Annotated in this window: 14 protein-coding genes; 2 read left to right on the forward strand and 12 right to left on the reverse strand. The window is 57.8% G+C overall.

The genetic code is table 11. The annotated features are described in order from the left end of the window. Positions 1 to 4: 4 nt before the first annotated feature. Positions 5 to 1597 carry a tetratricopeptide repeat-containing sulfotransferase family protein gene (locus ACXAD0_RS17465; protein WP_475089996.1) on the reverse strand — a complete coding sequence of 531 codons (1593 nt, stop codon included), beginning with the start codon at positions 1595 to 1597 and terminating at the stop codon, positions 5 to 7. A gap of 126 nt (positions 1598 to 1723) precedes the next feature. Further along, on the reverse strand, positions 1724 to 4105 hold the full coding sequence (locus tag ACXAD0_RS17470) for a TonB-dependent receptor (RefSeq protein ID WP_475089998.1): 2382 nt from the start codon (positions 4103 to 4105) through the stop codon (positions 1724 to 1726). Positions 4106 to 4355: 250 nt separating this feature from the next. Here ACXAD0_RS17470 and ACXAD0_RS17475 point away from each other — a divergent pair, with 250 nt between their 5' ends. Beyond that, positions 4356 to 5216 carry a helix-turn-helix transcriptional regulator gene (locus ACXAD0_RS17475; protein WP_475090000.1) on the forward strand — a complete coding sequence of 287 codons (861 nt, stop codon included), beginning with the start codon at positions 4356 to 4358 and terminating at the stop codon, positions 5214 to 5216. A gap of 71 nt (positions 5217 to 5287) precedes the next feature. Here ACXAD0_RS17475 and ACXAD0_RS17480 read toward each other — a convergent pair whose 3' ends face one another. The 6 genes from ACXAD0_RS17480 to ACXAD0_RS17505 form a co-directional block, all read right to left on the reverse strand. After that, on the reverse strand, positions 5288 to 5959 hold the full coding sequence (locus ACXAD0_RS17480; RefSeq protein ID WP_475090001.1) for a hypothetical protein: 672 nt from the start codon (positions 5957 to 5959) through the stop codon (positions 5288 to 5290). A gap of 231 nt (positions 5960 to 6190) precedes the next feature. Continuing rightward, positions 6191 to 7594: a M20/M25/M40 family metallo-hydrolase gene (locus ACXAD0_RS17485; RefSeq protein WP_475090002.1), complete on the reverse strand. Its 1404-nt coding sequence runs from the start codon at positions 7592 to 7594 to the stop codon at positions 6191 to 6193. A 23-nt stretch (positions 7595 to 7617) separates the two neighbouring features. After that, a complete protein-coding gene (locus tag ACXAD0_RS17490) occupies positions 7618 to 7959 on the reverse strand; it encodes a hypothetical protein (protein ID WP_475090003.1) in 342 nt (113 codons plus the stop codon). A gap of 18 nt (positions 7960 to 7977) precedes the next feature. After that, positions 7978 to 8742: a TSUP family transporter gene (locus tag ACXAD0_RS17495; RefSeq protein WP_475090005.1), complete on the reverse strand. Its 765-nt coding sequence runs from the start codon at positions 8740 to 8742 to the stop codon at positions 7978 to 7980. Between the two features lie 8 nt (positions 8743 to 8750). Continuing rightward, positions 8751 to 9362, reverse strand: a complete 612-nt coding sequence (locus tag ACXAD0_RS17500; RefSeq protein ID WP_475090007.1) for a 1-acyl-sn-glycerol-3-phosphate acyltransferase — start codon at positions 9360 to 9362, stop codon at positions 8751 to 8753. Positions 9363 to 9415: 53 nt separating this feature from the next. After that, positions 9416 to 10999: a peptide chain release factor 3 gene (locus tag ACXAD0_RS17505; RefSeq protein WP_475090009.1), complete on the reverse strand. Its 1584-nt coding sequence runs from the start codon at positions 10997 to 10999 to the stop codon at positions 9416 to 9418. Between the two features lie 157 nt (positions 11000 to 11156). Between ACXAD0_RS17505 and ACXAD0_RS17510 the strand changes: the two genes are divergently transcribed. Next, entirely contained in the window at positions 11157 to 12929 is a 1773-nt protein-coding gene (locus ACXAD0_RS17510) for an aminopeptidase P family protein (RefSeq protein ID WP_475090011.1), read from the forward strand. 21 nt (positions 12930 to 12950) lie between these two features. On the opposite strand, the gene ACXAD0_RS17515 is transcribed toward ACXAD0_RS17510, so the two are convergent. From ACXAD0_RS17515 to ACXAD0_RS17530, 4 genes are all read right to left on the reverse strand, one after another. Beyond that, a complete protein-coding gene (locus ACXAD0_RS17515; RefSeq protein ID WP_475090012.1) occupies positions 12951 to 14315 on the reverse strand; it encodes an MATE family efflux transporter in 1365 nt (454 codons plus the stop codon). Positions 14316 to 14432: 117 nt separating this feature from the next. After that, the gene (rimI, locus tag ACXAD0_RS17520; RefSeq protein WP_475090014.1) at positions 14433 to 14897 is read right to left on the reverse strand and encodes a ribosomal protein S18-alanine N-acetyltransferase; all 465 of its coding nucleotides are present in this window, start codon (positions 14895 to 14897) and stop codon (positions 14433 to 14435) included. After that, positions 14894 to 15706, reverse strand: coding sequence for a uracil-DNA glycosylase family protein (locus tag ACXAD0_RS17525; protein WP_475090016.1), 813 nt, complete (start codon positions 15704 to 15706; stop codon positions 14894 to 14896). Before ACXAD0_RS17525 ends, rimI begins: the two co-directional genes overlap by 4 nt. Then, positions 15706 to 17241 carry a 2-isopropylmalate synthase gene (locus ACXAD0_RS17530; protein WP_475090018.1) on the reverse strand — a complete coding sequence of 512 codons (1536 nt, stop codon included), beginning with the start codon at positions 17239 to 17241 and terminating at the stop codon, positions 15706 to 15708. Before ACXAD0_RS17530 ends, ACXAD0_RS17525 begins: the two co-directional genes overlap by 1 nt. Positions 17242 to 17328 lie beyond the last annotated feature (87 nt).

Here is a 17328-nt window from a genome sequence, read left to right on the forward strand (position 1 = left end):
TTCGTTAATCGGGTTGCACACCCTGTGCCTGCAGCTCCTCCAGCATTGGCTGCAGCTCGGCTTCGTAACGGCGCCAGCGTCCAATGGAGCGGGTGTGTGCGGGTTCGCGCACCTGCGCCGCGCTCGCGGTAGAAACTGCCGTCTGCTGCTTGTGGAAGTCCAGACAGGCGTCTTCCCACGGAAGGTCAAGGAACGCCAGTAGACGCCGCGCATTGGGTTCCAGATCGCGCGCAGTGTCTTCATAAGAGATATCGAGGAAGCGATCCGGGAAACGCTCCCGCCAGGTATCCATCAGCTTGCGGTAGCGCGCATGATGACGGGCCATTTCACGCTGGTCGTAGGAGTGCAGGTAGGCATCGGCGAACAGCTGCTTGTAGCTGGCAAAACAGGCATCCATCGGACCTCGCGTCAAGTGCACAATCCTGGCATTGGGGAGGGCCTTCAGAATGAGCGGAATGAGCATGTAGTTTTGCGGCAGCTTGTCGACGAAACGCGGCGTATCGCCGCGCACCTTGGCCACAGACTGAAGATAGAGACCACCGAGCTTGGAGGTATCAATATTCAGGGCGCCCTCGAACAGCTTGGCAGAGAAGCGTTTCGGATCCGTATATTGTGTCAGGCGACGGACGGCCAGACCAAATTGCTGCAATTCGCCCGCGGAATGCACCTGCGAATGGGCAGTGATAATACGCTCCACCAGCGTCGTACCGGTACGTGGCTGGCCCAGTACAAAAATGGGCGAAGCATCCGGATTTCCCTCTCCCAGCGTATCAAACCACGCACGGGTGTAATGCTGCTGGAGAAAGTCAAAAGTCGCCTGTTCCGCAACTTCATCATAGGCAACCGTTTTACGCCGAGCCTGCGCTCCGGACGAAAACGCCTCAAAGGCCTCGTCCCATCGCTGGAGATCTTCCAGCTCCTTGCCAATGCCGTAGTAATAAAATGCCTTGGCCCGATCGGGCATACCCTCTCGTTTGAGTAGCGCGCGCATGGCCTCCACGTGTGTCGGGTCTTTGGCCTTGCGCGCACCCGCCAGTGCCCAATGCGCCTGCGGGCTGTCGTTTTGTCGCTCAATAATGTCTTCGAATGCCTGCTCGGCCAGCGCCGTTTCGCCGTGGTAAACCAGGTTATTCGCATAGTTCAGCAGGTAGGCGGGGTGGTCAGGATCGGCGTCGAGTGCGCGCTGGAAACATCGCTTCGCTTCATCGTAATACCCCATCATGGAGTAGACGGTACCGATCAGATCATTGACCGCACCATCCCGCCCGACACAGGCCTCCGCAGTCTCCAATGCATTGCCCGCCGCATGGAAGTGCCCGTCGCGCATGAACAGTTTGGCAATGTGTGCCCAGGCTGCAGGATGGTCTTTCTGCAGCTTGACGACTGACTGGAATGCACTGAAAGCAATTTTTGGCTGCTGCGACTCCAGTGCCACCAACCCAACCAGGAAGTGCCCCTGTACCAGATCCGGTTGCACCTTAAGCACCGCCTGACAGCACTTGGACGCGGTATCAATATCGCCCCGGGAGAGCGCCTGCAGTCCCTTCGACAGGTTGTGTTGGAGAAATTCGGCTTTGCTGAGTCGCTGATCGGTCATTGCGGTTACCCCAAGATACTTCTTTGGCCACTAATACTTCGTCGGCCACTATAGGCCGGGGAGACGTACAAAAAAAAGCGGTAGCGGCGAGCCGCTACCGCTTTTTCTGGTCAGGACGCTGAGTAATTACTCGAAGTCCATACCAAAGCGCATGCCGATCGTCCGAGGACGCTTGGGTCCGAAGAAATGCGACGGCAGAATGCCACCATTGTTGTTGAGACCGTCCCAGGTAAATTCATTGGTCAGGTTCTCAACATACGCATCGACACGCCAGTTGGCGTTGGACTCATAGCCCACGCGCAGCGCAACGTCCTGATAAGCATCGATTTTGGTGCTTTCCAGGCCTTCCCAGCCACCGCCACGCTCGGATTCCCAGAAGGTCTCCAGGCTACCGGTGATGGTGCCGTCGCCGAACGGGAAGTGCGCATCAAGAACCAGTGCACCGGCGATTTCCGGCGCCCAGAACAGGGAGCTGCCTTCACAGCCGCTGGCGTCTTCAAGTCCACAAATGTCCTGCAGCTTGTTGGCCTCACTATCGAGCCAACCGAGGGAGAACATCAGGTTGAAGTGATCGTTCAGCTCGGCAGTAATGGACGTTTCGAGGCCCATGCTATCCACTTCACCCACGTTCTTCACGATGGAAGCACCACCATCGAAAGTCACAACCTGCAGGTCGGTATAGGTGTACATGAACGCAGTCACGTCGAACAGCGCACGGCCATCGAACAGGGTGCTCTTGTAGCCGGCTTCGAAGGAATCGATTTCTTCCGGGTCAAACACATTCGGGCCAAAACCATCGGCCTGGGTCAGCTCGGTGTTACCGATCGCAGGGTCACCAGCCGCGTTACTGGCCAGGTTGAAGCTACCAAAGCCACCGGACTTGAAGCCTTCGGTAAAGCTGACGAAATAGGTATCTACGTCATTGGGCTGGTATGTCAGGATGGCACGGGAGGTCAACTTGCCCCAGGACTCACTGCCATCGATGAAGCCGTCAGTCGAGAAACCATAAGCCCAGTAGGGGCCCAGCTCACTTTCCGGGGTAGGCACGCTAATCGCGAAGTCTTTATCGTCCTTGGTATAGCGCATACCCAGACCAAAGGTCAGCGTATCGGTCAGCGCGTAGTCCAGGTTGACGTAAGTCGCCCAGCCAGAGTAGGAGCCAACGATATTGCCAGTCTCGGTCAGTTTGCCGTCGGCCGCGGGGCTCCAGGCGTAACCATAATAGGCATACAGGTCGGAACAACCGGTGAAGCCATTGCCCGGATAGTAGTAGTTGCCATAGTAGGCACACATGAAGTCTTCGTCACCACGGAACAGGAACTTCGCATCGATCTCTTCCTTGTAGTAGGAAGCACCGGCATACCACGACAGTGGGCCTTCGCTATTGGAGGTTACCCGAACTTCCTGCTGGAAGTATTCGCCTACCTGATCCTGGCCATAGTCGTTAATGTTCAGCGGGGTACCATCGTAATCTTCGGTGTAGAAGTAATCGTGGTCCTTGTAACCAGTATTGGAGGTCAGGGTGAAGTTATCGAAATCATAGTCGACACGCACACCCAGCGTCAGCACGTTGGCATCATCGGCGTCACCGCTGAAACGATCGACGTCGACATCACCTTTGCTGGCATCGCCGCCGATCATCGGGTCACCGATGGAATCCACGAACGCTTCCCAGATATCCCCTTCTTCCACTGCGCGATAGACGGAACCGGATTGCTCACGGGTCTCGTATTCCACCATAGTCTGCACAGACAGCGCGTCTTGCTCAAAGGTCGTGGACCAACGGAAGGCCTGCTTCTCGTGGGCAATCAGGTCTTCGGAGCCGGGGAAGGCATTGTTAACGAAACCATCTTCCTGAGAACTGTAAGCCGCGAGGCGCATGGCGAAGTTGTCGTTCACACCAATGTTGGCCGCACCCTCAACTACGACCCGACCATTCTGACCGATGTCAGTTTCGAAATAGCCGGTAACACCGTCGGTAATCTCCGCCTTGCGAGTGTGGACACTGAATGCACCACCGATGGAGTTACGACCAAACAGGAAGCCCTGGGGACCGCGCAGAATTTCCGAGCGCTCCATATCGTAAAGGCTGGTCACTGCAGAGCCATTGCGTCCTTCATAGAGGTCATTCTTGAAGAACGCGGCAGAGGGATCACCACCCACGCCAAAATCCTGAGTGCGGATGCCACGTACGCTGATCGCATCGATAAAGCTGTCCTGGCTATTACCGGTTACACCAGGGGTGTAGGAAACCAGGTCTTTGACATCGTCAAGGTTCACTTTCTGGGTGAACTCACCGGACAGCGCCGTAATCGCCAGCGGCACGTCCTGTACGGATTCTTCACGCTTACTCGCGGTAACGGTAACTTCCTCAATCTCCAGAACCTGGGCAGAAACCGGCACGGCCAGTGCGGAAGACAGCACCGCAGCAGTCACTGCCGATGACAGCTGGTTCTTCTTCAGCAATGGCTGGCTGGCAGCCCGCTCCCTAAGACGGCGATAGGTCATTGTATTCCCCTTGCTTTTTATGATTAAAACGATGACAACATACTTAAAAGAGGTACATCAATGCCCCATCTGGGGTAGATAAGGTACCCGTATGGCGCTAGGCTAAGCCAAATGTCGAAAAAGGCGCTATTCGTTTGCGCCGGCTCGGCGAGCAACCGCCCCAGAGCGGTGCAATATTGATACCAACAATAAAGTATTTTGCGCCAATCCTGCCTATCCTGTCGGCTTTTGCGCACCATCGAGGTCTGAAATGCACGATCACCGCGCGCTGGCGGACTGGAACCTGCATCTGTCCGAGGTCGTCCACGCGATTGGCGGAACCGGATTTTTCCCCAAATTGCTCGCGGCGCTCGCCGCGCAAGTGCACATTGACTACCCCCAGGTCTGGTTCTACCGACGCGGTACCACTCCCCGGGCGCTCTACTACAACATGGACGAGACCCATCAGACGGTACAAATCGACAATTATCGGAACGGCGGCTACCAGCTGGACCCGTTCTACCTGGCGTTTCTAAAAGGGGAAAAGTCTTCGGGGGTGCGGCGCCTGGCGGAATTTACCGGCGAGCTGCATAACAGTGACTACTTCCGCACGTATTACTCCGACCTGCATACCAATGACGAGGCGGTGATCATGATCAATATCGACAATGATCGCGCCGTGCACCTCTGTTTAATGCGAGCCGAGGAGTCCGCACCATTTTCCGCGGAGGAAATATCCCTGCTCCGCGGAGGGGAGGAGCTGGTACGCGAACTGGTTTTACTGAACGCACGCAACACCACTTTTGAAGCGTTCAACCACAGCAACCATGCCCTGGAGACCAGTCTCGCCCATGCATTGAAGATGTTCGGTAGCAGTATCCTGACTGGCCGGGAAAAATCTGTGCTGGATTTATTGCTCCGCGGCACCAGTACCAGAGAGGCCGCCGAGGAGCTGGGCGTGGCCATCGACACCCTGCGCAAGCACCGCAAGAACATCTACGAGAAGCTGCATGTCAGCGCGCAAAATGAACTCTTCGCACTGTTCCTGGACTCCGCACAGTACATCACTGAAAACCCTGCCAGTGACCCGCTGAAACTCTTACTGGAAACGCAGGACCTGGCGGCCAAATAACACTAGAGCGGTCGATTTAATCGGCCGGGCAGGTACATTGATCCCGCCACCACGGCCTGCTACCGGGCAGCCTACTGCGCTTCCTTGACAGCCTGAAGCAATGCGTTCATCAAGGCTTGCTGAATCTGGCGCTGGTGCTCCTCCCGCAACGCCTTCATATATTGCGATTCGTCGGGAACCTCAATTGCGGGCAAAATTTCCGTTACAGCAGAGTCACCATCCCACTTCACGGTCGCTCGACTATCAAAGCTTGTACGAAACTTGATGTACTTGTCTTTACTCACAAATACATAGCTATTCGAATACAGCATCACTTCGCTTGGGGTAACGAGTGAAAAAGAGGCCTTCTTTCCCCGGAATTCCTTTCCATCATGGGTAAAGGAGAAATCTTCAAGCACCTGCTCCGAGCGCGACTTGTAGCTACCGTACTGGATAGCGAGATCAATTTCCTCAAGGACATCGTCCATTTCGGAGGAAATCACCGAGTCGGTGTCCTCCCAGGAGACAACATCTACCGGATAGACATAGACGTTGATGTTATCCGTCGGGTACTGCTTGTTTTCATAATCCAGTCCAACCCCCAACAGTGGCTCTTCGTACACTTGCTTGCCAACCAGCACAAAGTTCGGCGTCTCATCCGGGGCAACCAGTTCCCGGTCATAATCGCTGGCATTTTGTGGGCGCACCGAAGCGCAGGATGCGAGCGCCAGACTAAACAGCGCGATGATTATTTTTTCTTTCACAACCCTTCCTTATTTGGTTATCAGTTCAGCTGGCTCATCCCCCCTCCAGCGGTCGGCAACCGGCATCATTCGCAAGCCACCATTGCGGGCGCAAAAGGTTTGCGGTGTGCATGTCAACAACTCCAGCCTACCATCCGCAATCCCCCGATGGCCATTCATCCGGGTACAAAAAACCCCGCCGAGGCGGGGTTTCCAAAAGAGGGTACAGCACCCAATCAGGCGCTATTCAACTCAATCGAGGCTGGGTACTCGTCCCAGGTCTTCTTCCATTTCTACAGCGAGAAACGACATGACGATCCACGCAGCAACATTCTGCTTGAGAATCTCGGGATCTACCTTGTCGAGGGTATCGTTCGGCGTGTGGTGATAATCGAAGTAATCGGTACCATCCTGGTACAAGCCGAACGCCGGTACCCCCTTGGCAACAAACACACTGCTATCCGGGCCACCGTACGACTTGTTATGGCCACGCTCAATCCCCAGCGGCGCGAGCAGCTGCATCATCTGATCCGCCACATCGAGCTTGTCGCTCGGCAGATTGGTGTCGAATCGCCAGATTTTGCCAGCGCCAAAATCAGACTCGGAAATCGCGACGATATTGTCGAGCTCATCCTTATGCGCTTCGACATACTGCTTGGCGCCCAGCAGTCCGATTTCCTCGGCACCATAAAGGATAACCCGCAGGGTACGACGCGGACGCTCCGGCAACTCGCCGATCAGACGCGCCGTCTCCATCACAATCGCCACGCCCGCGCCATCATCCAGAGCGCCGGTACCTTCGTCCCAGGAGTCCAGGTGAGCACCAATGATGACCACTTCCTCCGGCTTTTCCCGGCCAGTGATTTCACCGATGACGTTAAAAGAGGGACCGTCCTCCAGCTGACGGTTGTGTACGTCCAGCTGAAGGGTCACTGGCTTGCCGCGGCGCAACATGGCCTCCACCAGATTGGCATCAGGCGCTGAGAGCGCCAGTGCCGGAATCGGCTCATCCACTTTGAAGGCCATCATGCCGGTATGTGCAAAGCGGTCGGAGTCAGTACCCACCGAGCGAATCACCAGTGCGACAGCGCCCTTTTCGGCAGCAGCCGCCATGCCCTTGCTGCGACCTCCAACGACCGGGCCATACCCTTCTCCGGTACGGGTGCGCTCCATACGCTTGTTGATAAAGGCGATTTTTCCTTTCAGGTCTTTTTCGGACGCATTCATCAGCGCGTCCACATCGGCGAACTCAACGATCTCCGCAGTAATCCCACCTTCCGGCGTGCCGACACTGTAACCCAGTGACGTAACCACCAGCGGTTGTGGGAACGGCGCTACCACGCGAGCATGCGCATGGCCCCGCGCCCAGCGGGGCACCTCGATCTGCTCGGTATAGACGCGGTCAAAACCCAACGCCTTCATTTTTTCCTGGGCCCAGGCCACTGCGCGGCGATCCCCTTCGGAGCCTGCCGGGCGCGGCCCGACTTCAACCGTCAGGGACTCTACAAGACTGTAGGCATCCGAGGATTCCAAAGCGCGGTCTCGCAACGCTTCGGCGACAGAGAGATCTGCCGGCGACAGGGATTTGGCGTGCAACGCGGTAACCGCGAGCGCTGCGCAAATTCCGCCAGTCAGGGTCATCAAGGGTTTTAACATAGTTGTATCCTTGGAGAATATTCTCAGGTTTTCTGTTTCATCAATTCGAGTAATTGTTCCCGCACTTCCCTGAGGCGTTCGATACCAGCGGCGGTGAACAGGTTGGGCATCAGCCCGGTATATTCCGTTTCCTCTATCGTCAGGCATTCCAGCCTGAGCGCTTCCAGGGGCGGATCATGTCGCATGGGATAGCCCACCAGGACCCGCCACTCGTTGTCATCGGCCTGCCCGGCGATCACATCTTCCAGGCCGTGCAGGAAGTCAGCCCGCTCCATACGAAAACGGGGCGTCTTAAAATGCATCAAGCCCCAAATCACCACCGCGAAGATCACGAATGACATCAGCAGCGTGATGAGCAAGCTCATACCCCAACCTCCCCTGGCTCAGGCTTCCATAATAAGTTTGACGGATACCGCGACGGTTGCCGCAATAATTACGGGCCTGACCAGCGCAGCCCCACGGCTGATCACCAGATTGGACCCGAGCCGGGCACCTACCGCCTGCGCCACCGACATACCGATCGCAAGCCAGAGGATCAAATGCCCTCCCAGGGCAAATACCACCATGGCGGTCCCGTTCGTAATCAGTACCAGTGGTTTTGCATACGCTGTTGCCCTGCGCATGTTGTAACCCAGTAAAGCCGTATAGGCCAACGCAGCGATCGACCCCATCCCGGGGCCAAAGAAACCACCGTAAAAACCGATGGCACCACCAACCAGCCAGTTGAACAGCGATGTGTCCATTCGCGGGTGCGCATCCACATCCGCGATCCGCGGAGACAGCGCAAAATAGACCGCAATGCCGATCAACATGACCGGCAGCAACACCTCCAGCTGTTCGGCCCCCAGTCGGGTCACGCACATGGTACCGGCCACAGCACCGATACCGGCGGCGCACAACCCGGGCCACATCGAACGCAGATCCAGATGTCCTTTCTGGAAGTAATTGATCGCGGAAGACAGAGTCCCGAAGACACTCTGAAATTTATTGGTCCCCAAAGCCTCCAGCGGAGGAATACCGGCCCACAATAAAGCGGGCAGCGTCAGCGTGCCCCCGGCACCGGCAATCGCGCTGACAAACCCCGCAATAAAGGCCACCATTACCAGCAGCAGCGCAACCAGCCAGGTGACCTCTGGTGCAAAAGCCACAGAGCTGCTCAGTGATTTTCCAGCGGGGTCTGGTGCTCCGGGATACGGCCCTGATACTTGCTGAAACGACGCTGGACTTCCTTCATATCCACCTCGAGGTCGCCGGTCGGGCGGTAGAGGGAGTCAACACACAGTCGCTTGTTCGGAAAGTCCCAGGCAATCAACAGCACCGGCACGTCCGCTGCATAGGCGATACGCAGAAAACCACTCTTCCACTTGGCAACGCGCTTGCGTGTACCTTCCGGCATGATTGCGACCCACATCCGCTCGTTCTGTCGGTAGGCATGGGAAATCTGTTTCGCCAGGCCACCTGCCGCCTTGCGATCCGTCGGCAAACCGCCAAGGGCGACAAACAGGCGCTTGAACGGGAAAATAAAAGCCTCTTTCTTCATCATGTAAGAGACTTTGATACGCATCGCCATGAGAAACGGCATGGCGACAAAGAAATCCCAATTGGAAGTATGCGGAGCCATCGCCACCATCAGCTTTTTCTCGGCCGGGAACTCGCCGTCAAAACGCCATCCCATCAGCTTGACGATCGCCTTACCGATCGCGCCGACAAATCGACTTTGGAGACGCGGCACCTCTGCCGGAATCTCGTTGGGAACCGAAGTGGTCATGGTTACTGCCCTCTCTTTTTTTATTGCGCCACTACCATCGGAGTTGCGGTCCATCAGTGCTCTCGCGTGGAGTAGAAGCGGACCTCAGGATAACGCTCCTCGGCCAGCTGCAAATTGACTCGCGTGGGTGCCAGATAGGTCAAGTGCCCAGCGCCGTCCAGTGCCAGGTTAATGCTCGCCTTTCGGCGGAAATTATCCAGCTCCTTGGCATTGTCACTGTCGACCCAACGCGCCGTATTTACATTCACGTTTTCGTATATCGCCTCGACCTTGTATTCATCCTTGAGGCGATAGGCCACAACTTCAAACTGCAGCACCCCCACCGCACCTACGATGATGTCGTTGTTATCGAGCGGGAAGAACACCTGGGTGGAGCCCTCCTCCGACAGCTGCTGCAGCCCTTTCTGTAGCTGCTTGAGCTTCAAAGGGTCCTTGAGACGAATACGACGGAACAGTTCCGGTGCGAAGTTGGGGATCCCGGTGAACTTCAGTGCTTCCCCTTCGGTGAAGGTATCGCCGATCTGGATGGTGCCGTGATTGTGTAAACCAATAATGTCACCGGCAATCGCTTCTTCAACATGGGTGCGGTCGCCAGCCATAAAAGTCACCGCATCGGCGATCTTGACGTCTTTACCCAAACGCACGTGCTTCATTTTCATGCCGCGACTGTAAGTGCCGGAACAGACACGCATAAAAGCGATACGGTCACGGTGTTTAGGATCCATATTTGCCTGAATCTTGAAAACGAAACCGCTAAATTTTTCCTCTTCAGGCTGGACACGGCGTTCGTTGGTTTCCCGCGTCTGCGGACCCGGTGCCCACTCTACAAAACCATCGAGGAATTCGCGCACACCAAAATTACCCAGTGCGGTACCAAAAAATACCGGCGTCAGTTCACCGGCGAGGTAGGCTTCCAGGTCAAATTCATGGGTAGCCCCACGTACCAGCTCGATCTCATCGCGAATATCGTCGGCGTACTCGCCCAGCAACTCAGTGGCCTCATCGGAATCCAGCCCTTTAATCTGGATGTCCTCGGGGATGGTGTGACCCTGCCCCTGCTGGAAAACGTGGATCGTGTCAGTGTACAGGTTGTAGACACCCTTAAACTCTTTACCGGAACCGAGTGGCCAGTTGATCGGCGCCGCCTGGATATTCAGCACCTCCTCGATTTCATCCATCACCTCAATCGGGTCACGGATATCGCGGTCGAGCTTGTTGATGAATGACAGAATCGGCGTGGTGCGCAATCGACACACGTTCATCAACTTGATGGTACGGTCCTCGACACCCTTGGCGCCGTCAATCACCATCAACGCGGAATCCACCGCCGTAAGCACCCGATAGGTATCTTCGGAGAAATCTTCGTGTCCCGGGGTATCCAGCAGGTTGACGACCCGGTCTTTATAAGGAAACTGCATCACCGACGAGGTCACGGAAATTCCCCGCTCTTGCTCCATGGTCATCCAGTCCGAGCGCGCGTGGGGGCCCTTTTTGCCCTTGACGGAACCCGCCAGCTGAATCGCGTTTCCGAACAGCAGCAGCTTTTCGGTCACGGTCGTTTTACCGGCGTCCGGGTGGGAAATAATGGCGAAAGTACGGCGGCCGCCAATACCGGCGAGGGAAGAACTCTGACCCATAATATTTAGGCTGTAATAACTCGGCTGTTGCGCAGGAAATCAAGCAGCGCATTATACACGCCAAACCCCGGCAAAGTGCCGACTTTTTAACCAGTTTCAACATGGATTTGGGGCGTACCGGCCCCTGTTCCAGCGATTTAACCCAGGGGGTAATGCCATGAGCACGGAGAGACTAGCGGCGCTGCGCGGACAGCTGGCCCAACAGCATGTACAGGGATTCCTGATCCCGCGCGGGGATGAATACCAGAACGAGTACGTCCCCGCCTGTGACGAACGCCTGGCCTGGCTGACCGGATTTACCGGCTCCGCCGGACTCGCTGCCATGGCCGGTGAGCATGCGGCGTTGTTCGTGGACGGCCGCTACACCCTGCAGGCCCAGCAACAAATTGGTGACCAGCCGCTGGAACAGCTGGACCTCAATCCGGCCTCCATTAACCAGTGGCTCCTGGACAATCTCGAGCCCGGCCAGGCACTAGGCTTCGATCCGCGCCTGCACAGTGAACCGGGGCTCGCTGCATTGCGCCATTTACTGGCACAACGGGACATCACACTGCAGCCGCTGGAAGAAAATCCGCTCGACGCGGTCTGGAGTGACCGCCCCGCCAGCCCCAGTGGTGGCGCCAAGCCACACCCGGAATCACTCGCCGGAGAAAGCTCCGCCAGCAAGCGTCAGAGAATCGCCGAGCGGCTCGCAGAGCGCCGAGCGGACGCACTGTGGCTCGCCAATCCCGAGGTCTGCGCCTGGCTGTTTAACATTCGCGGGGACGACATTCCCCACCTGCCGGTGGCCCTCTCCTGTGGGCTCCTGTATCGCGATGGTTCGGCCACCCTGTACCTGCACCCGAACGCGGTCAGCGATGTCCTGCGACAGCATCTGGGTGACTCCGTCGAACTGGTCAGTGAAAAGTCGGAGTTGTTCGCCGCTGCACAGCGCCAGCATGTCGCCAAAGTCTGGGTCGATCCCGCAATCAGTAACTGCTGGACACTGCAGCATTTCCGCGCGCTGGATATCGAACTGCAGCTGGAACGGGACCCGATTACCGGTGCCAAGGCCTGCAAGAACCCGGTAGAACTGTCCGGTGCCCAATCTGCCCATGAGCGCGATGGTGCCGCGCTGTGCGAGTTTCTTGCGTCCCTGCCCGGCGCGGTCGCCGGCGGCGACTTCGACGAACTCAAGGCGGTACAGCTATTGCGCGCCAAGCGCGAAGCGTGCGCCGGCTTTACCGATGACAGCTTTGACTCCATCTCCGGCTATGGCCCCAATGGCGCCATCGTTCACTATCGAGTCTCTCCGGAGTCCAGCTTGCCGATGCGCGAGGAAGGTCTCTACCTGATCGACTCTGGCGGGCAATATCCGGACGGCACCACTGACGTGACGCGCACCGTGGCGCTTGGACAATTTCCCGAGCACGCCCGCGAGAACTTTACCCGGGTACTGAAGGGACACATCGGCATTGCCACCCTGCGCTTCCCCGCGGGCACTTGCGGCGAACAAATCGATGCCTTCGCACGTCGCGCACTGTGGGATGTCGGCCTCGACTATGCCCATGGTACCGGCCATGGAGTGGGCAGCTTCCTCAGCGTGCATGAAGGCCCTCAGCGAATCGGCAAGGTCAGCACCGGAGTCGCACTGGAAGCAGGTATGATCCTGTCGAACGAACCCGGCTTCTACCTGACTGGCCAATACGGTATCCGCATCGAAAATCTGGTGGTGGTGACACAGAGCGAGCGATATCCCGGCTTTCTCGAGTTTGCAGAACTCACATTGGCGCCGATCGAACGCAAGCTGATCGATCCCAAGTTGCTGACGGAAGGCGAACTGGACTGGTTGAATCGTTACCATCAGCGGGTCAGGGAAACCCTCTCGCCACTGGTCAGTGAAGAGACGCGCAGCTGGCTTGAGCGGGCAACCCGCCCAATGGAGAAATAAACAGGCGGAATTGGTGCGAGGTTAGCTTGTGGCCGGCACGCCCGCACCATGATGGCCGACCTCGCGCCGCAACCACCACCAGGCCAGTAACCCGATCAGGATATTGGCCGCCGCAGCGGCAAGAAACAGCCCGTTCACCCCCCACAGGTAATTCCCCACCCATGCCAGCGGCAGGTACACCCCCAACACACGCAGGAAAGAAATTACCGTAGCCGGTAGAGGCTTACTGAGGCCGTTGAAGGCCGCATTCGCAGACATGACAAAGCCATAACCGCAATAACTGAAGGGCACCAGCACCAGATAGGCGACCGCCACCGCAAGCACTTCCGGAGAATCACTGAACTGTCGCGCCAGCAGCGGACCAACGAAGTACAGCATCACTGCCAACACCGCCCCGCAGCCCAGGCAGAAGCGCGCCAGAACCTGCACCGTTTCCTGCATACGCTCAGGCTTGCCACCACCGGCATTTTGACCAATGAAAGGCCCCACGACCGAAGACAGGGCATAGAAGATGATCAATGCCAGGGGCTCAATACGCATCGCCACCCCCAACCCGGCCACCGCATCGGCGCCATGGGCGGCCACCAGAGCCACGACTACGCCTCCGGACACAGGAATAATGACATTGGTCGCGACAGCCGGCAGGCCGACCCGCATCAGGTCGGCCCAGGAGTCGCGCACCGACGGCCAGTGCCAGTCGGGCGCAGCCAACAGGTGCTCGCGTCGCACCAAGAAATACAGCGCAATAAAGAAACTCACCCCACGGGCGATCACGGTGGCCAGGGCAGCCCCTTGCAACTCCAGGCGTGGGAAACCCAGCAACCCAAAGATCAGCAGCGGATCGAGGATGAGGTTAAACAGGGCGACCAGTAACATCACCCGACCGGCAATGGCGCTATTGCCGATGGCACGCAATGCCGACAAAGCGACCATCGGCACCACATTGAATACCGCGCCGAGGTACCAGATCACCATATAGTCGGAGATCATCGGCAGAATATCGTCTTCGGCCCCCAACAGGCGAAACAGCGGATCAATGGTCAGCAGCCCGGCGACGGATATCACCAGGGAAACCACCAGCGCGAGCAGTGCCGAATCCGTGACAAGTCGCCGGACCCGATCGAGCTCTCCAGCACCATACGCCCGTGCGACGGACGAAGAAGTACCGGCCCCCAGGCCAATGGCCACCGCATTGATCACCATCACTACGGGAAAGGTGAAGCTCATCGCCGCCAATGGTCCATTGCCCAGCTGAGCAACAAAATAGGTATCCACCAGATTGAACGACATGGTGGCGAGGATGCCCCACACCATCGGCAACGCCAGGCGCTTCAGGTGCGCGGCGACAGAGCCTTCCAGCAGTGAGGGATGGTTGGTCTTCAGCATGAATATCTCATTTCGACTGCAGGAGGCTGACAGGGGTGCCCCCCTGTGACCGGCCAATGCCAGTTTCGTGCCGCAACATGCGGGTTATTACTCGTCCGGGGAAACCAATGCCGGGATTTAAGGACACTGCCAACTCATCAGCAGCGCATCTTCCCTACCCCCATCCGCTAATCGGTAATAGCCTGGGCGCCGGCCATCTTCGTGAAGCCCCAAACTGAGGTACAGTGCCCGCGCGCCACGATTGGACTCACGCACCTCCAGTAACAGCCGCCCTCCGGAAGGCACCGAGGCCATGACCTTTCGCAACAGATCTCGCGCGATACCTCTTCGACGCCAATGAGGCGCCACGGCAATATCCAGTATTTCGCACTCATCCAACACGGAAGACACCACACAACAAGCCACCGGCTCTCCGCTCGGATCAAGCTGCAGCCAACACTCGTGCCCCGCACTCAAGCTATCGCGGTACTGCTGCTCGCTCCAGGGGTGAAGGTGGGCCATCGCCGCCAACACTGCCAGTTGCGGACAATCGGCCAAGGTGGCAAGCCGCAACTCACCACCGCCGCCTTCGGCAGGGGTCATTGGCGACGCGTCTGTTGCGGATAGGCTCGCTGCAACAGCGCCCAAAGTTCACGCTTACGCGCGGGCTCCTGCAGCAGATCAGACAAACTGGGCATGGCGATTATTCTGATGCCGTTCCAATCGCTCTCACTGCCCTCGACCAGAGGAGTGGCCAGCGAAATGGGGGCGCAGTACTCGCGCGCGGCAGCGCCCATCAACCAGATGGCTTTAACCGGACGACGCGCACTGGCCGCCTCTAACCAGACACTGCAGGTATCGCGCGCATCAGTGGCTCCCGCTGCCGCAGCGAACGGGTTCTCGGCCAGTGGCCACTGCAATCGCTCGCTCTCCCCGGTGAGCTGGTCCCAGCCCAGTGCCCGGACAATATTCTTGAACAGCGACTCGACCGGCAGCGCAATGCCCGGCTCGCGACTATCCACCGCCAACAGTTCCTCTCCCAGCCACCAGCAGCTCAGCACAAAGGGCGAAACCTGCTGCGGTGGCGCGGCCACTGCGGTTGGGGAAGGCGCATTGCGGGCGATAGACACTTCAGAAGCCACCCCGGCCACAGCGGCTTGCAGCGCCGAAGTATCGGCAGGGCTGGTCTCGCCGAGGGCGGAGGGAGGCAGGGGTGACGAACCACTGTGATCGGGGATGGACTCTGCCGATACCAACTGGGCGACAGAGTGAGATGGCACAGGCTTATCCGGTGCCGCCGCGGGCGGCAACTGGGCCTGCCGCGGCGCGGGGGCCAGCGGCAGGACAAAGCGCGGCATATAGCTGGGAACACCCAGTGCCTGAAGATACTCCGCGCGATGTCGCTCGTGCATTAGACGCCTACTTTCTTACTCTCTCCGGAAGCGAGCAAGTTTAAGGCATCCAGGTACGCCTGTGCAGAGGCAACCAGAATATCTGTGTCCGCACCGACACCATTGACCAGTCGTCCATCACGCTCCAGGCGCACCGTTACATTGCCCTGGGAGTCTGTACCCTGGGTAACGGCATTGACCGAATACAGTTTGAGATCGGAACCGCTCTCCACCACGGATTCAATGGCCTTGAACGTGGCATCCACCGGGCCACTGCCCTCTGCCTCGGCACTGACCTCCTGATCACCAATGCGCAGCTGCAGCATCGCCTTGGGACGCTGACCGCTGCGACTGTGCACATCGATGGCTTCCAGGCCGAACTTTTCTACCGGGGCCTCGACCTCGGTTACCAGAGACTGAAGATCTTCATCAAAGATCTCGTGTTTCTTGTCAGCCAGCTCCTTAAAGCGCTGGAACACTGCCTGGAATTCGCCGGCATCTTCAAACTCAATACCCAGCTCTTCATAACGCGCCTTCACCGCCGCTCGGCCGGAGTGCTTGCCGAGCACCAGTCGGTTCTGCCCCCAGCCCACATCTTCGGCACGCATAATTTCATAGGTCTCGCGATGCTTCAGCACGCCATCCTGGTGGATACCCGATTCGTGGGCGAAGGCATTAGCGCCCACAATGGCCTTGTTGGGCTGCACCGGGAATCCGGTAATAGACGACACCATGCGCGAGGTAGGCACAATGTGGGCAGTATCAATGCGGGTTTCTACCGGGAACAGGTCCTGTCGCGTCTGCACCGCCATCACAATTTCCTCGAGAGAAGCGTTGCCAGCGCGCTCACCCAACCCGTTGATGGTGCACTCTACCTGGCGGACGCCATTCATCACCGCGGAGAGCGAGTTCGCTACCGCCAAACCCAGGTCGTTGTGACAGTGTGTGGAGAAAATTGCCTTATCGGCATTGGGCACATTCTCGATAACACGCTTGAACATGGCTCCGTATTCACCTGGCTCACCATAACCGACCGTGTCGGGAATATTGATGGTGCCGGCACCAGCAGCGATGACCGCCTCAATAATCCGGTACATAAATTCCGGCTCTGAGCGGCTGCCATCCTCCAGCGAGAATTCCACATCGTCGGTAAACTGACGGGCATGGCGCACCGCGTCGACTGCCTGCCGCAGAACCTGCTCCGGCTCCATTTGCAGCTTGTATTTCATGTGGATCGGGGACGTCGCGATAAAGGTGTGAATACGCGACGCATTGGCATTCTTGAGCGCCTCACCCGCACGGATGATGTCGGGCCCTACGGCTCGGGCCAGGCTGCACACACGGGAATCCTTGACGGTTTCGGCGACGGCTTGCACGGCCTCGAAGTCGCCGGGGCTGGCGATCGCAAACCCCGCCTCGATCACATCAACGCGCATTCGCTCCAGCATACGGGCAATGCGGATTTTCTCTTCCTTGGTCATCGACGCGCCGGGGCTCTGCTCGCCGTCGCGCAATGTGGTATCGAAGATGACTAATTTTTCTTTTTGGGTACTCATCTGGGCTCTCCTAGTATGGCCCGAGGCTAAACAGCGTCATTGCCGCTGTCCACGCACGAATCAACAATAAGTGTGGAATTCTGTCTG

The organism is Microbulbifer sp. ABF4_148, from assembly GCF_056158985.1.

What these genes read in the sequence shown, in the direction of transcription:
- ACXAD0_RS17465 (WP_475089996.1), bottom strand. Translation starts at nt 1,597, where the DNA reads ATGACCGATCAGCGACTCAGCAAAGCCGAATTTCTCCAACACAACCTG.
- ACXAD0_RS17470 (WP_475089998.1), bottom strand. Translation starts at nt 4,105, where the DNA reads ATGACCTATCGCCGTCTTAGGGAGCGGGCTGCCAGCCAGCCATTGCTG.
- ACXAD0_RS17475 (WP_475090000.1), top strand. Translation starts at nt 4,356, where the DNA reads ATGCACGATCACCGCGCGCTGGCGGACTGGAACCTGCATCTGTCCGAG.
- ACXAD0_RS17485 (WP_475090002.1), bottom strand. Translation starts at nt 7,594, where the DNA reads ATGTTAAAACCCTTGATGACCCTGACTGGCGGAATTTGCGCAGCGCTC.
- ACXAD0_RS17490 (WP_475090003.1), bottom strand. Translation starts at nt 7,959, where the DNA reads ATGAGCTTGCTCATCACGCTGCTGATGTCATTCGTGATCTTCGCGGTG.
- ACXAD0_RS17500 (WP_475090007.1), bottom strand. Translation starts at nt 9,362, where the DNA reads ATGACCACTTCGGTTCCCAACGAGATTCCGGCAGAGGTGCCGCGTCTC.
- ACXAD0_RS17505 (WP_475090009.1), bottom strand. Translation starts at nt 10,999, where the DNA reads ATGGGTCAGAGTTCTTCCCTCGCCGGTATTGGCGGCCGCCGTACTTTC.
- ACXAD0_RS17510 (WP_475090011.1), top strand. Translation starts at nt 11,157, where the DNA reads ATGAGCACGGAGAGACTAGCGGCGCTGCGCGGACAGCTGGCCCAACAG.
- ACXAD0_RS17515 (WP_475090012.1), bottom strand. Translation starts at nt 14,315, where the DNA reads ATGCTGAAGACCAACCATCCCTCACTGCTGGAAGGCTCTGTCGCCGCG.
- rimI (WP_475090014.1), bottom strand. Translation starts at nt 14,897, where the DNA reads ATGACCCCTGCCGAAGGCGGCGGTGGTGAGTTGCGGCTTGCCACCTTG.
- ACXAD0_RS17525 (WP_475090016.1), bottom strand. Translation starts at nt 15,706, where the DNA reads ATGCACGAGCGACATCGCGCGGAGTATCTTCAGGCACTGGGTGTTCCC.
- ACXAD0_RS17530 (WP_475090018.1), bottom strand. Translation starts at nt 17,241, where the DNA reads ATGAGTACCCAAAAAGAAAAATTAGTCATCTTCGATACCACATTGCGC.